Source organism: Streptococcus mitis, assembly GCF_946190285.1.
GTDB lineage: Bacteria > Bacillota > Bacilli > Lactobacillales > Streptococcaceae > Streptococcus > Streptococcus mitis_CP.
Genome location: NZ_CAMHZX010000002.1, coordinates 66,385 through 82,548 on the forward strand (window position 1 = coordinate 66,385; position 16,164 = coordinate 82,548).

General features: G+C 34.4%; 14 protein-coding genes. 1 reads left to right on the plus strand and 13 read right to left on the minus strand.

The window, feature by feature from the left end:
• Nucleotides 1–16 precede the first annotated feature (16 nt).
• The 13 genes from N8L39_RS03940 to N8L39_RS04000 form a co-directional block, all read right to left on the minus strand.
• A complete protein-coding gene (locus N8L39_RS03940) occupies nt 17–1,294 on the minus strand; it encodes an EpsG family protein (protein WP_261010246.1) in 1,278 nt (425 codons plus the stop codon).
• A 3-nt stretch (nt 1,295–1,297) separates the two neighbouring features.
• Nucleotides 1,298–2,266, minus strand: coding sequence for a glycosyltransferase family 2 protein (locus tag N8L39_RS03945; protein WP_261010245.1), 969 nt, complete (start codon nt 2,264–2,266; stop codon nt 1,298–1,300).
• Nucleotides 2,256–3,260 (minus strand): glycosyltransferase, encoded by a 1,005-nt coding sequence (locus N8L39_RS03950; protein ID WP_261010244.1) that lies wholly within the window; start codon nt 3,258–3,260, stop codon nt 2,256–2,258. The genes N8L39_RS03945 and N8L39_RS03950 overlap by 11 nt, the downstream gene beginning before the upstream one ends.
• A gap of 40 nt (nt 3,261–3,300) precedes the next feature.
• On the minus strand, nt 3,301–4,416 hold the full coding sequence (locus N8L39_RS03955) for a glycosyltransferase (protein ID WP_261010243.1): 1,116 nt from the start codon (nt 4,414–4,416) through the stop codon (nt 3,301–3,303).
• Nucleotides 4,417–4,429: 13 nt separating this feature from the next.
• Complete coding sequence (locus tag N8L39_RS03960; protein WP_261010242.1) at nt 4,430–5,458, minus strand: glycosyltransferase family 4 protein; 1,029 nt, start codon at nt 5,456–5,458, stop codon at nt 4,430–4,432.
• A gap of 3 nt (nt 5,459–5,461) precedes the next feature.
• A complete protein-coding gene (locus N8L39_RS03965; RefSeq protein ID WP_261010241.1) occupies nt 5,462–6,253 on the minus strand; it encodes a DUF4422 domain-containing protein in 792 nt (263 codons plus the stop codon).
• 1 nt (nt 6,254) lies between these two features.
• Entirely contained in the window at nt 6,255–6,887 is a 633-nt protein-coding gene (locus tag N8L39_RS03970) for a sugar transferase (RefSeq protein WP_261010240.1), read from the minus strand.
• A gap of 10 nt (nt 6,888–6,897) precedes the next feature.
• On the minus strand, nt 6,898–7,599 hold the full coding sequence (locus tag N8L39_RS03975) for a tyrosine-protein kinase (protein WP_261010239.1): 702 nt from the start codon (nt 7,597–7,599) through the stop codon (nt 6,898–6,900).
• 10 nt (nt 7,600–7,609) lie between these two features.
• Complete coding sequence (locus N8L39_RS03980) at nt 7,610–8,302, minus strand: Wzz/FepE/Etk N-terminal domain-containing protein (RefSeq protein WP_261010238.1); 693 nt, start codon at nt 8,300–8,302, stop codon at nt 7,610–7,612.
• 8 nt (nt 8,303–8,310) lie between these two features.
• Nucleotides 8,311–9,042 carry a capsular polysaccharide biosynthesis protein Cps4B gene (gene cps4B, locus N8L39_RS03985; protein ID WP_261010237.1) on the minus strand — a complete coding sequence of 244 codons (732 nt, stop codon included), beginning with the start codon at nt 9,040–9,042 and terminating at the stop codon, nt 8,311–8,313.
• A gap of 6 nt (nt 9,043–9,048) precedes the next feature.
• On the minus strand, nt 9,049–10,494 hold the full coding sequence (gene cpsA, locus N8L39_RS03990) for an LCP family glycopolymer transferase CpsA (RefSeq protein WP_261010236.1): 1,446 nt from the start codon (nt 10,492–10,494) through the stop codon (nt 9,049–9,051).
• A 191-nt stretch (nt 10,495–10,685) separates the two neighbouring features.
• A complete protein-coding gene (locus tag N8L39_RS03995) occupies nt 10,686–12,644 on the minus strand; it encodes a peptide ABC transporter substrate-binding protein (RefSeq protein ID WP_261010235.1) in 1,959 nt (652 codons plus the stop codon).
• A gap of 195 nt (nt 12,645–12,839) precedes the next feature.
• Nucleotides 12,840–14,447, minus strand: coding sequence for a glycoside hydrolase family 13 protein (locus N8L39_RS04000; RefSeq protein ID WP_261010234.1), 1,608 nt, complete (start codon nt 14,445–14,447; stop codon nt 12,840–12,842).
• A 152-nt stretch (nt 14,448–14,599) separates the two neighbouring features.
• On the opposite strand from N8L39_RS04000, the gene N8L39_RS04005 reads away from it, so the two are divergent.
• Nucleotides 14,600–16,084, plus strand: coding sequence for a DUF1846 domain-containing protein (locus N8L39_RS04005; RefSeq protein ID WP_261010233.1), 1,485 nt, complete (start codon nt 14,600–14,602; stop codon nt 16,082–16,084).
• The last annotated feature ends 80 nt before the right edge of the window (nt 16,085–16,164 follow it).

Here is a 16,164-nt window from a genome sequence, read left to right on the forward strand (position 1 = left end):
TTTGATAAAATTATATTTATCGTCTTAAAACTTCACTCAAAGAAAAATGATGTAAATCAGAAAAATACTCAAATACATTCTTAGTAAGGATTTCCATTGTAGTAAAATCTACAAATCTTAGAAAATCTAAAAATTTCCTATTTCCGATAACCCCACCAATAAAACATAGGGTTAATACAATAAAAAATGGCAAATAATTCTTTCTAATACTCTGTGCTCTTTCAACATAAGTTTTATCATAAGCAATATATAAAACCATTGAAATACTTACTAATGGATATACAAACCAAATAAAACGATCTAGTATTGTTAAAAATGGAAGTACTGATAAAGTTAGTAAACAAATATACAAGACAAAAGAGAAATAAAGTTTCAGATTAAGATTCTTCTGAAAACGAAATATCGTATGATAGAAAAAAATATATAATAAAGAAATAATAACACCCAAATATACATTGATTAAATCAGATGTACTGAATAATTTTATAAATATTTCTGTTTTTTGATAAGAATCAAATTTCTCTAATAAAAATGATAGATAATCAAGATTGAAGAGTTGTAACACTGGAGATAGAAGCGCAAAAATTGGCAAAGAAAATAAAACCATTATTTTTTTGAAAAAATTCGCATCTTTTAACCAAGGAAATATAAATCTAAACGCTACAAATATTAGTGCACTAGAATGAATGAATATTGGCAATAAATAATAGAATACAGATTTATTTAATTTGAATCCATTATCAATTTCTTTGTAAAATAAGAAAACTAAAATGGAAACTGCCAAACTATATCTCATACCACTAGTTGTAAAACGAACATTTACGATTGCAAGCATTGTTAATAAAGCTAATAAAAATAAAAATTTTGAGATATTATATTTCTGATAAATGTCATATATTATCTTAGTATACAAGAAATAAACAATCAAAATGACTGTAAAACTAACTAGTGAATAGGTTCCTGTCTTACTGAATATATACAACAATAAGGCAAATAAGGGATAATTATAATAGCCATACTCTTCCGTCGGAATATTTTTAGACATCAAGTTTCCAAACCAATCAAAAATATTATCATAAAACTGAAATAAATAAGCCGCCTTATAATGATAGGCTCCATCATCTGTAAAAAATGGGATATATCTTAGTGCAATTAAAGAAAGGCCGAAAATAAATAACCACAAATAATATTTACTATATTTAAAACGATATACTACTGGAATTAATAAAAAAGGAGTTGTTATTATTGGAAATAAAAGAAAAATTCCAAAAAAGATTACTAAAACTAAAAACACCTTCTACTCCTTTCTCATTAAATGTTTTACCTGATAGTATATTGCTGGACTACATATCAGTAAGCTATATTTCAATTTTAATTTTATTGATGTCTTAGAATTAAAAATTATTCCCCAGTAAAAGGGCTGTATTTTTTTTACTATATTTTTTAATTCTGATTTTTTATTTCTTGCTGCTAGTTCTGCAATTGAGAAAGAGCCTGTTACAATCTTTAAATTCAAAATTTTTTCTAAATTTTTATTTTGATAATATTCCTGAATAACACCTCTATTAAACTCTCCTGCATCAAAAAAATCATATTGCTTTGCAGTAAAATTGGAACGAACGATACTACCTGGTCTATTATAATAATGGTAGGTTACAACTGGATAAATAATAATATCTTCTGCTAAGCGAAGATGTTCTGCGATAACAAAAAAATCTTCATAAATTTTTCCAATAGGAAATGGTTTCTTTTCAAGAATTGTTTTACGATATAATTTAGCACATGCTGATACAGTATCGATTTTATTCTCTAACATTAATGAAAGAGCTTCATCTTTAGAGAGCTTTTTTATTTTTGTTATATCAAAATCATTTGCATTCAATTCATTATATATTTCATAACTATTTGTGGATTGAACTTTAGTGGAAATTAAATTTACATTGTAAGTTCTTTGTAATCTTATTAACAATTCTAATGTAAATGATTCTATATAATCATCTGGATCTAAGAAAAAAATCCAATCCCCTGTTGCACGGGAAACTCCATAATTCCTAGCATCTGACAGTCCCCCATTTTCTTTATGGTACACACGAATCCAATCATACTGTTTTTCATATTCATCACACAATCTTCCTGAATTATCAGTTGAACCGTCATTTACTAATATAACTTCAAAATCTTTATAAGTTTGTTTCGCCAAGCTTTCTACTGCATAATGTAAGTACTCTTCGACATTATAAACAGGAACAATAACACTAATATTCATTCCTCTCACTCCATTCTTTTTGTTGTCTGTTGATTAGTGGAGTTACGATAAAATCAAATAAATTGTTTAATCTAAAATTAATATGAATAAGAGAAACTGTTTTTTTCGTTGCATCAAACTTCCATTTATAGTTACAGTTATGTCCATACTTAAATAGTTCATAGATATTTTCTACACTGTCATTCATTATAAATAGTTGACATTGTTTATTAATTAAATAGGTTACACCCTCATTTACGACTGGCTCTAATGCTTTATTAAATCGAATCATATTATAGTAGTCCAATATCTTTTTAGTTACTCTTAAATGATGTTCCGATTTTGCTCTCATTACATTTAAATTCATGCTCTGATCCGGTCTGCCTAAAAAATACTGATAAATATCTAAATCAAAATATATAAAATTTCCTACATACTGTAGAGGTAATAATGTATATTCCATATCGACATAAAATGTATTTTCGCTTATTGCAATTTTATTTTCTTTTAACAATTCTGTTTTGAAAGTAACAGCATGCATAGGAATTCTTTTACTCGGTAATCCACTATACACTTTATTTATTTCCAATTCATCTGAAAAAGTAATCTTTTTTTCAGTTTGGTTATAAATATGTTGTTCTGTATAGTCTGTAATTACTAAATCTACATCTACTTTTTCAAGTTTTTTAATAAAAATTTCAAAGTTTGACACATCTATCCAATCATCACCATCAATCACTTTGAAAAATTTGCCCGTAGCTTCATTTATACCAACATTAATAGTTGAACCATGTCCACCATTTGCTTTAGTAATAACTCTTATATCTAATTGAGTATCTGCAATCAATCCTTCAACAATCTGAAGTGAGTTATCCGTACTACCATCATTAACAACAATCACTTCAAAAGTTGAGTAATATTTTTTATCTACCTGTTTAAACGACTCAATGCATTTATCAATATATTGCCCAATATTATATGTAGGAACAATAACACTTAATAATTTATCACTCATTCTTTCCCTCAATTCGATTTTTAAATACTACCATTTTAATCTATTTTTCAAACAACTCTTCTACTATTCTTGCTTCCGAAGTAATTTCAAATCCTTTTTGTCTAAAATTATCGAAAATAATTTTAGGGTCTATTCTTTTACTTTCTTTTATTATTTCTTCTAATTTATTACTCCAATTTTCAGGAGGCAAATCTAGAGAATAAAATAATAGATTCTTATTAATTTTTGATTGTTTACTGATAACATCTGAAGCTAAAATTGGAAGACCATTTGCTTGCGCTTCTAAAAGAGTCACTGGGAGTCCTTCATACCTTGAAGGAAAGAAAAAGACATCAAACAAAGAGTAATAATCTTTAATATTATTCCTCAATCCCAAAAATATTACTTTATCTCTAAGACCATTTGCTTCTACAAACTCTCTTAATTCATGATCTGCTCCACCACCAATTAATACTAACCTTAAGTTAGTTAACCTTTCGTGCAAAAGAGTAAATACCGATAAAATGAATTCTTGATTTTTCTGGAAGCTGATTCTTCCAATATGTCCAATCACTATTTCGTCCTGATTTATACCAAGTTCTTCTCTTAATAATTCTCTCTTAGATTTATCAAATATAAACTCATCAACTTTTATTGCATTGTGAATAAATTTAACATTTTTTCTTGTCTTCGGTGGGTAAAACCAGTTACTAGCTTCATCACTACAAGCCCAAAAATCAGTTGCGTAATTTTCAATCAATTTACGATTGATTTTATGTAAAATTTGCTTTATTCCCTTGAAATCATCATTACCGTTATGAGAATGAATGATTCTTTTTTTTATACCGTGTTTTTTTGCTAATTTCAAATACTCTATATTTGATAACTGACATAAATTTACCCAAATTGCATCATATTCATCGGCATGTTCATTAAAGAAAATATCTAATTGTTTTCTAAATACAAATGGATTATCAGATGGTTTGGGTAAAAATATATAATTAATTTTTCTATTAGCACTACTTTCAAATTCTTGATGGAAGCCAATTTTTTCATTTCCTAAACAAATAAAATCTAGTGCAAATCTTTCTTTGTCCATAGCCTGATAAAAATTTAGTATAACTTTCTCGATCCCTCCAAGATTAGAAGTTAAACCACAAACTAATATTTTATACATATTCCCCCCTAACTTATAGAGTATTTAAGAGATTAAATATTTCCTTTTGAATTTTCTTATTGGAAAACAAAGTACGGAGTTTCTCGACTTTATAATCTATATTTTCAATTTTAGAAGTCGTAGTTAAAAGTATCTCTTCTATTTCAAATTTAGTTTTTTCATTAATAGAATGTAATAAGTGACTCGTATCATCATTCACAACTTCCGAAACAACTCCAACATCACTAACTATAATATACAAAGCATTTGCCATAGCCTCTAACATACTAATTGGTAAAGCCTCATCTTTGGAAGGTAAGATAAAATAATGCATTTTTTTTAGAAGATGTTTTTTTTCTTCTCCATATACACCATTAAAGTAAGTCACGTTTCCCATTGTAGATATTCTATGTTTGAATTCATTTTCGAGTGTGACATCAAAAAACTTTCCTGAAAAGTAAAAATGATAGTTAGGATTACTTTGCATGTATGTGGCCAGTTCTAGCACAAGGTCATAGCCTTTTTCCTTTAGCATATTGCTGAAATAAATAATATTTATTGGCTTAGATTTTTGTTTTGTTTCTAAATCTTCTTTAGATATAAACAAATTTTCATCAATCCCATTTCGGATAATTTCAAATTTTTCATTTGGAATCATTAACGACTCAAACATTCTCTTGGATTTATGACCTAGTATGATAATTTTATCAACACGTTGATAAATAGTTTTATTAATAATTCTCAAAATTTTATTTTTATTTGCCACTTTACCAAACGCACTATTATGAAAATGAGTTACAATTTTCTTACGTTTTAAAATCATCAGAAGTAAATAAATAGAATCTCGAATATTTCCTCCAACAGATCCAGATGGTGTAAAATAGAAAACATCTGTATTTGCTTTTAAAATAAGATAGACATAATAAAAAAATTTTTTATTATCTGTAATGTCAATCGACATCACCTTTTCTGCTTCCTTCTCACAATAATCTTGAAAATCATTAATAGCTTTTCCAAGACCGGTTTGTCTATTCTTTATTTGTCCTACAATTGTTACTTTCATCAACTAAAAACTCTGTCCATATTTTTTTCCAAAAAACTTCGCCATTAAAAAGGACATCCCTTTTTTAAATAAGTTAACCTTATCCATGTACATAAAAGGAATTTCCTTCATCTTTAGATTATTTTTATCTAACCACACATTAAATAGTAGCTCACTTACTCTTCCAAATAATCTTGCCTCAAAATCAGTTAAACCTGACAAATCCATACTTTCATGCATACTATCCAAAATAGGAAATAGCCAAGTGAAATAATCATCAGCTAGTTCTTTTTTCATAATGAACATATTAAACATATAGCCACTTCTTTGCTTCATTACCTTTTCAAAACTTGGAAGATATTCTGGACTTTTCATTTCAATTATTGTTCTAGCTAAATCCAAGTGGGTACCATCAAATGTATGGTCGTAATGAGAATAGAGAGTTTCAATATAATATTTTCTTCTTTTGGGAACGATAACTTCTGAGTTCTCTAATAGTTCCTCAATTTCATATCTATTTAAGATTACATCATCAATATTTATTGATTCATTGTATCTTTTCGTTATTTTAGTAAAATAACGACGATAATGTACTAAACCAAGATAGTCACAGTCTAAGTTTCTCCAAGCCCAATAGAGACCTGTAAGTTCACAATAGTAAGGATTTAAGGTTGAAATGTTTTCTCCAGAATTATCACCTTGAAAGCCTAAGTCTTCCTTTCCTTCACATCCTACGTGAATCGGTAGATATACACTTGTATCAGCAGGCATTTTATATTTTTTATGTGTTGCTACTAATATTTTTATATTCTTCATGTTAATTATTATTACCCATTAAAACTGTAAAAAATCCCTTCAAAATAAGCAAGAAATCAGTCTTGAAAGATACATTATCAATATATAATAAATCGAGATCCATTCTGTCTCCAAATGGCATATCATTCTTATTTGGCGTTACTTGCCAATAACAAAGCAAGCCAGGTTTCACAGACAATCTTTTAGACATTTTTAAAGTATTATCCATTTCTCTATGGGTAAGAATATGATGAGTAATCTCAAATTGTTGTAGTGGACGAGGTCCCACTATAGCCATATCGCCTTTTATAATATTCAACAATTGAGGCAGTTCATCAATTGAAAGTTTGCGTATCACTTTACCGACTTTTGTAGTCATACTTTGAGAATGTTCTTTAAAATTTAGACGATCAGTTTTACCACTATTAATATTTTCTTTTATTATCTTATCAGCATCCCTATACATACTTCGAAACTTTATTACTTTAAATTTCTTGCCATTTAAACCAACCCTATCTTGTAAAAAGAAAACATCTCCTGGATCTTCTATCCAAATAGCCAGAATTGTTATCGGAATAATCGGTATGATTATTAAGGTAATAAAAAGGAAAAATGCCAAAAATCTGTCTAAAGTATTTTTAAAAATCAAATACATTTTTAATTAATTATTTCTTCCCATAATTTCCATAGGAACCATAGGCTCCATATCCGCCATAAGCTCCATATTTTTCAACTTCTGTGTTAAATTTATTTAGAACAACACCTACGAAAGGTACCCCTGTCTGTTCCAATTGTTCTTTAGCTTTTAAAACATCACGACGTTTTGTCTCACCAGCTGCCGTTACCAAGATAGAAGCATCACATTGCTGTGCAATGATAGCAGCGTCAATAACCACCCCAATCGGTGCCGTATCTACAATGACGTAGTCAAAATATTTACGAAGAGTATCAATCATGGTATGAAAATTTTCACTTTGCAAAAGAGCTGTTGGATTAGGAGATACTGGTCCAGCCTGAATAACAAATAAATTTTCAACATTGGTATCACAAAGACCTTGTGATAAATCTGTCGCCCCAGATAGATAATCTGTCAAGCCAGTGATTTTATCTCTCGATTTGAATATTCCTGACATAACTGAGTTACGAACATCTGCATCAACTAGCAAAGTCTTATACCCAGCTCTTGCAAATGACCAAGCAATATTTGTCGATGTCGTCGATTTCCCTTCGCCTGGTTTAACAGATGAGATAGCCAGAACTTTCAGATTATCACCACTCAATTGAATATTGGTTCGCAAAGCATTGTAATGTTCTTCTGCTTTTTTTATAAAATCAATACGTTTCAACGAAATTTCTAATGTTGGCATATTTTCTCCCCTACTTTAATTTATTCAAATCTGGAACAATTCCTAAAAGTGCAACCTGCATGACTTCTTCAATATCTTCTGGTCGTTTGACACGATCATCCAATAATTCAAGCAATAAGATTGAAACAACCATCAATGCTCCACCTGCTAAGAAGGCAAGCATAGTATTGCGACGAATATTAGGTGATGAAGGCGTCAGGGCTGGTCGTGCTTCTTCTAGTGTTGTTACATCTGATACGCGAGTTACCTTAATGATTTTTTCAGCGGCCACTTCACGAAGCGCATTTGCGATACGGCTAGCTTCTTCCGGTTGGGCATCTGTTACCACGATTGATACAATACGAGTATCCACAGGTACCGACACTTTAATTTTACTGCTTAATCCCTTGACTGATTTTTCTAATTTAAGATTTGAAATGACTTTCTCTAGTACATCTTGAGAAAGGATAATTTCCTTATAGTCTTTTACTAGATAGCTACCGGCTTGTAAATCCTGGTTAGTCAAACCTGTATTTTCAGACTGATTACGACTAACAACATAGATACGCGTTGTACTAGCATATTCCGGCTTCAATACAAAACTACTTACACCAAATGCAAGCACAGCTGCTACAATCGCAGTCATAATGATAGCGATTTTCTTCTTCCAAAGGATTTTAAATAAGTGAACAACATCAATTGAGATTTCTTTATTTTCTTTCATGTCAACTCCTAAATAATTTGATCAGCTAAGATGATGCGAGGATTTTCGATAAATAATTCTCTCGCCTTACTTTCACCGTACTGTTTTGAGACAAGCTCATAGGCTTCTTTCATATAAGGTGGTCTTTGGTCTAGATTATGCATATCGCTAGCAACAAAATGTACCAAATCACGCTCTAGGAAATAGCGAGCTCGTTTCTTCATAAATTTATATTTATCCCCAAATAACTTTGGTTTTAAAATACTGGAACTATTGATTTGAGTATAGCACCCCATATCAATCAATTCTTTTACCCGTTTTTCATTATTTTCTAACTCGTGGTAGCGTTCAATATGAGCAACTACAGGCGTTATCCCAAGCATGAGAAGGTTTATTAAAGCAGTATGAATTTCCCTGTAAGGGGTAGCCATACTAAACTCAATAAGAGCATAGCGTGTCCCATTAAGACTTGGAATCACCTGCTTCTCTAACTTTTCAAGCACATCGTGGGTATAATAAATCTCTGCTCCATAGAGAATGGTCAAGTCTGGAGCCACTTCCTTGGCTAGCTCCTTAACTTCTTGGAAGTTTGCCTCTATCGTCTCCTCAGGAGTTTCAAACATTCCTTTTCGTCTATGCGATGTCGACACAATAGTCTTTACCCCTTGCCTATAGGCTTCTGTCAAAAGTGCCTTGCTTTCTTGCTTAGTTTTCGGACCATCATCCACACCAAATACAATATGCGAATGAATATCAATCATTTTGCTTTATTTCCCTTCCATCACATCATTGATGGCAGCCTTGACTGACTCTAAACTGCTATCACTTATCTCCATCATGTAGAGGTTACTATCAGGCATGGCATAGGATGGTAAATCCATCCGCCCTGTCCCTTTAAGATCTTGCGAATTGATCTTATACGTTCCACCACTCTCAAGTTGGGTATTGACCAAGTTCATCATGGTTTCGAGTGGCATATTGGTTTGCAAGGAATCTTGTAGACCCTTAATAATACTGTCATAATTTTTCAAAGCTTCTGTCGAAGTTAACTTTTGCAAAATAGCGACGATAACTTTTTGCTGGTTACGGCCACGATCCCGATCTCCATCAGACAGAGAATAGCGCTCACGCACAAATCCTAAAGCTTGCTCCGAATCAAGATGAACATTTCCTACGGGATAGAACTTCCCATTTGTATGAGCTGTAAATTCTTGGTCATTATAGACATCAACTCCACCAAGTAAATCAATCAATTTCAAGAAAGAGGTGAAATTCAAACGAGCATAATAGTTCAAGTCAATACCGTAGAGATTTTCCAGTGTATTAATGGAAGCATCGACCCCATAAATCCCCGCATGGGTCAACTTATCCTTTTGGTTGTTGCCACCATCTGCAATTGGAACATATGAATCACGAGGTGTTGTTGTCAAGAGAATCTTTTTAGTTTCACGATTCACTGTCATAATGATATTGACGTCCGAACGAGAAACTGAACTGATTGGACCGTAAGTATCAATTCCGCTGATATAAACGTTGAAACTGTTACCTTTGACATCCTTTGGAGTTTCAACCTTCTTGGTTAATTCTTTGGTATAGATTTTCTTAATCTTTGAAGCATAGTCTGGATATTCTGATTCGATAATATTTTCAAAGACACTGTTTAGAAGGATTGCCTTTGTATCTCCAGCTAACAAGCTCTTATAGGCCGCAAGATAAGAACTACTTTCTTCGACTGGCAATTCCTTGTTTTGACTAGCTTTCAAATCATTCATCAACTGTTGGATATTATCCTTATCCGTCCCAGTCGGTCCCATCACACTGGTTACCTGACTGATATTATCAATTGGACTATCTGCTAACACCGCAATACTCATCGAATAATTTGAGTAATTCGATGTTGCATTCAAACGACTGGTAAAGCCAATAAACTGACTTACAGCAAAGAGGGAAGTTCCATTGATTAACACACCAAGTAGTAATAAAATCAGCGTTAGATTTTGAACTTTCTTAGACCGAATTAAAAAGAAGCACAAGATGGCTAAGGCTACAATTAAGACGGTGAGCACTATATTGAGATGTCGGAAGGCTAGCATATTGTATTTAAAAATCAAAAACAATAAAAAGACTGCTAGTACTGCATAGATAGCTAGCAACCCCCAACTAATCACTATTTTTGTTTTACCCTGACGAGCTCGCTTCGAAGATCTACTCACGATATACCTCTATTATCAATTTTTATTTCATTTTATTATATCATAAAAAAATACACTTGTGGGGTAAATCCGCTTAGGTAAGGCGTTTTCATCTTCTTTCCGAAACATTCTTTTTGACTTGCAAACAATTACATCTATAAATTTACTATATGAATATTAAAACAAGGTCCCTTACGGAACCTCGCTCATCTTTATTTAACATGATTTTCTGCTTCTTTTTGAGCTTTTTCGATTGCTTTTTTGCTTTCTTGCTCCCATTTAGTCTTAGCTTCTTCATACTGCTTGGTTGTCACAGTATCTTTTTGCAGTTTCATGTACTTGTAGTTATTGCCGTCGCCCTTGATGCCGACCAGTGAATACCCTCTTGTAAATGGCGTTACTTTGGTTACAGATGCTGTACCACCACTTGACATGGCTGACATAATCAGAGAATTGTCAATCATCCAAGCCTGTGCTTCAGCATATTTTTCATATCGTTTGGCTACATCTTTATTTTCACTATCTGCATCTTTGAGCATCTTGGTGTAAGTATCAAGCCCCAAGCTAGCAATCTTAGCTTTATCTTCTTGAGCATCTAGACCAAAAATCTTGAGGTAGAACCCATCCTCTGCATTGAAAGGATTGAGATAAGTTGATGGATCTTGGTAGTCACCTACCCAACCATCAAAGTTCAAATCATAGTCACGATCAGCTGGTGTTGGTGCCAAGAAGGCTACGTTATTAAAATCATCTGTTGAAAGTTGCTGAACATCAATGACAATGTTATCAGCACCCAAAACTGATTCAAGTGTCTGCTTAACTGAGTTCATTCCTGTCACAGCATTTTTACTTGTTTGATCAACAGCCACATCCAAGTGAATTGGGAAAGTCACACCTTGACTTGCCAATTCTTTTTTAGCTTCCGCAAATTTTGCTTGGGCTTTTTCTTTGTTGAAATAGGCATCCTGAGCATCTGCCAAGTTAATATCTGACCATTCTGTGCCATAGTTGACCAATTTAGAAGCAACTACTTCTCCAAAGGTCTTGTCTCCAACTTGGACAAATGTAGGAGGTACCAGGGTGTTACGAAGGGTCTTGCTAGCCGCTTCTTCCCCATTTGACTGAGCAGAATAGGCTGTGCGGTCCAAGGCAAAGTTCACTGCTTGGCGGAAGTTTTTGTTCAAGACAGCTGTCTCAGTTGACTTCTTCTGCTCATCTGTCGTTTTAGCAGTGTGATTGTAGGCCTTACGGTTGACGTTGAAATTGAAATACCAAGAAGTCTTGTCCTGCAAGCTATAGACGATATTATCCTTATATTTCTCCTTGGTCTTAGCAAAGTTAGAACTATTTGGATAAACCCCAGCGATAGAATAAGCTCCACTTTCAAAGTTACGGATAGTCAATTCTTGGTCTGAACCATCAAAATAAGCTAATTTCACATGTTCAATTGATACTTTATCATGATCGTAGTAATGCGGATTTTTCACATACTCGATTGATGATTTTGATGTGAAATCTTTTAACAAATAAGGTCCACTGTAGAGAATGCTATCTGGAGATAGGGTACCAAAATCTTTCCCTTTTGAGTTTAGAAACTCTTCATTCACTGGGAAAAGAATACTGTTGGTTGTTTTTGAATTCCAGTAAGGCTCTGGACGTGCCAAAGTATACTCAACAGTCTGGTCGTCAATGGCTTTCACTCCAACCTTAGAAAAGTCAGAATCCGCTCCTGTAATATAATCATTCAAGCCCTTAATCGAGTTTTGTATCAAGTCAATGGCCTGTGATTTATTGTCCACTGCATACTTAATCCCTGTCACAAAATCTTGTGCCTTGACTGGCGCGTACTCTTCACCGTCAGCCGTGAACCATTTGGCATCTTTTCTCAATTTGTAGGTATAAGTCAGACCGTCGCTTGAAACAGACCAGTCTTCTGCCAAAGACGGAACTAGGTTTCCGTGGTTGTCATTTTCAAGCAAACCATCAACTAGGTTAGTAATAATAGCTGTATTATCAGCGTAGTAGTCTAACAAATAGTTAAATGTAGTTGGATTTCCACTAAAGGTTGATGAGTAAGTCTTTGTATCTGAACCTGATTGTCCGCAAGCGGCTAAAAGCAAAGCAGCCGCAAAAGTCAGGCCTGCACTAAGGACACGCTTTTTTGTATTCATCTTCTTTCTCCTTTATGTTAGTTTTTATAACATAGATTTATTTTACCAAAATAGTGGAAATTTGTAAAGTTAATTGAATTTTTAGAATGAAAGTTTATAAATCTTAGCCATAAAAAAACAAAGGATTTCTGCCTTTCATACAGTCCTCCCTTGTTTTTATACGATTTCATTTTTAGATTTTTCTGTAAAAAATGTTTATAGTAATTCCACACAGAAAGCATCCCATGGAGCCAAGATTTGTTTTTCAAAAACTTCTTGAGCCACGGTGTTTTCAATCAAGACCGACTTAACACTTCCTTCTACGGTCAAGTCTTGCTCTTCATTGGACAAGTTGGCCACAACTAGGAAACGACGGTCTCCATCTTTACGGATATAGGCAAAGACCTTATCAACCGTATCAAGCAATTTAAAATCAGCTCGAATCAGCCAGCTATTCTCTTTGCGGATTTGAACCAGTTTCTGATAAGTATAAAAAATAGAATCTGGATTTGCCAGTGCTTCTTGAACGTTGATTGCTTGATAGTTTGGGTTGACTGCCAACCAAGGCTGACCTGTCGAGAAACCAGCGTTTTTGCTCTCATCCCATTGCATTGGAGTACGGGCATTGTCACGTCCAATGACACGGATACTGTCCATGATTTCTTCCATCGGAACACCTTTTTCAAGAGCTTCACGCGCATAGTTGAGGGATTCAATATCTTCTACTTGGTCCAGTGTTTCAAACGGATAGTTGGTCATGCCAATCTCCTCACCTTGGTAAATATAAGGAGTTCCTCTCATGAGATGAAGTAAGATTGCAAAGGCTTTGGCAGATTTTTCGCGGTATTCTTGGTCATTCCCCCAGATAGAGACGATACGAGGAAGGTCATGATTGTTCCAGAAGAGCGAATTCCAGCCATTCTCAACTCCTAATTCTGTCTGCCATTTATTGAAAATTTCTTTTAACTTAGCAATATTCAGTTCTTTTTGATAGTGCCATTTAGGCTGCCCTTCCTGATACTGAAGACCAATATGTTCAAACTGGAAAACCATAGACAATTCTTGTCCCTTTGGATCCGAGTAGAGCTTAGCAATCTCGGGCGTTGCTCCCCAGGTCTCTCCTACTGTCAAGAGATTCTTATCTCCAAAGGTCGCCTGATTCATTTCCTTGAGATAGGGATGGAGCATAGGACCATTATTAACTACCTTCTCGTCAGGAATTTTCCCAATCATGTCAATGACATCCATGCGGAAACCACCAATACCTTTATCAATCCAAAAGTTCATCATCTCATAGATTTTCTGGCGAAGTTTTTCATTCTCCCAGTTGAGATCCGGCTGTTTCTTGCTGAAAAAGTGGAGATAATATTGATCTGATTTTTCATCGTATTCCCAAGCAGACCCACTAAAGATAGACTCCAAATCATTGGGCTCATCCCGCCAGATATAGTAGTCTCTCTCAGGGCTATCAGGATTTTCACAAGCCTCGATAAACCAAGCATGTTCATCTGAGGTATGATTGACCACCAAGTCCATGATGATACGAATATCACGTTTCTTAGCTTCTGCAATCAGTTGGTCCATATCTTCCATGGTCCCGAAAATAGCCGCAATCGCTTGATAATCAGCAATATCATATCCATTATCATCCATCGGACTGTCATAAACAGGAGAAAGCCAAATCGCTGTAATTCCTAACTTGGCTAGATAGTCTATCTTACTGGTAATTCCTGGCAAATCGCCAATTCCATCTCCGTTGCTATCCATAAAGCTCTTAGGATAAACTTGATAGACTACGGCATTGTGCCACCATTTTTCTTGCATCTTCTTACCTCATTATTTTAATAATCTGTAGTCTATGATAGCGCTTTTTAAAATTTTATGCAAGCGTTTGCCTAATCTTTTTGATTCCTTTTTTAACTCCATAGTTTCCTAACTTCCAATTTTTTATTATAATAGAGGTCAGAGGTAAAAAAATGAAAAAACAAGCTTTTAGTTCTGAACAATATTTGAATCTACAGCGCGACCACATTTTGGAGCGCATTAACCAATTTGACGGCAAGCTCTACTTGGAGTTTGGTGGCAAAATGTTAGAAGATTTCCACGCTGCTCGTGTTCTTCCTGGTTATGAGCCTGACAATAAAATCAAACTCTTGCAAGAATTGAAAGAGCAGGTTGAGGTTGTGATTGCCATTAACGCTAGCAACATCGAACATTCCAAGGCACGTGGTGACTTGGGCATTTCTTATGACCAGGAAGTTCTTCGTCTGATTGATAAATTCAATGAATTGGGAATTTTTGTTGGCTCAGTAGTCATCACACAGTACGCTGGCCAACCCGCTGCAGATGCCTTCCGCAATCAACTCGAGAAAAACGGAATTGATTCTTATCTTCATTATCCAATCAAAGGATATCCAACAGATATGGATCACATCATTTCTCTAGAAGGTATGGGGAAAAATGACTACATCAAAACCAGTCGTAACTTGATCGTCGTAACCGCTCCTGGACCTGGTTCTGGAAAATTGGCAACCTGTATGTCCAATATGTACCACGACCAAATCAATGGCATCAAGTCTGGCTACGCTAAATTTGAAACCTTCCCAGTTTGGAATCTTCCCCTTCATCACCCAGTCAACTTGGCCTACGAAGCTGCCACAGCTGACCTTGATGATGTCAACATGATTGACCCCTTCCATCTCCAAACCTATGGAGAAACTACTGTCAACTATAACCGTGATATCGAAATCTTCCCAGTGCTCAAGCGCATGTTAGAACGTATCCTTGGTAAATCTCCATACGCTTCTCCGACAGATATGGGTGTCAACATGGTTGGTTTCGCTGTTACAGATGATGAAGCTGCTGTCGAAGCTTCTAAACAAGAAATCATCCGCCGCTACTATCAAACTGTTCTTGATTTCAAAGCTGAAAAAGTTGGCGAAGCAGCTGTCAAGAAAATTGAGTTGCTCATGAACGACCTCGGTATCACACCAGCAGACCGTAAGGTTGCAGTTGTAGCCCGTCAAAAAGCAGGAGAAACTGGTGGACCAGCCCTAGCCCTTGAATTGCCAAATGGGGAAATTGTCACTGGTAAGAACTCAGAACTCTTTGGTCCTACAGCCGCTGCATTGATCAACGCCATCAAGAAATCAGCTGATATTGCTAAAGAAGTGAAACTAATCGAACCTGAAGTTGTCAAACCGATTCAAGGTCTTAAAATTGATCACCTTGGAAGTCGCAATCCACGCCTGCATTCAAATGAAATTTTGATTGCACTTGCTATCACAGCTACAGAAAATCCTGATGCTGCTCGTGCTATGGAAGAACTTGGCAACCTCAAAGGAAGCGAAGCCCACTCAACCATCATCTTAACTGATGAAGACAAGAATGTCCTTCGTAAACTAGGTATCAATGTAACCTTTGACCCTTACTACCAATACGACCGCTTGTATCGTAAATAAAGATTTCAACCTCTCCACCCTCGGAGAGGTTTTCTCTCTGTCTCAAGAGCTGGCTTTATGTTATAATGAAATTAGAAAAC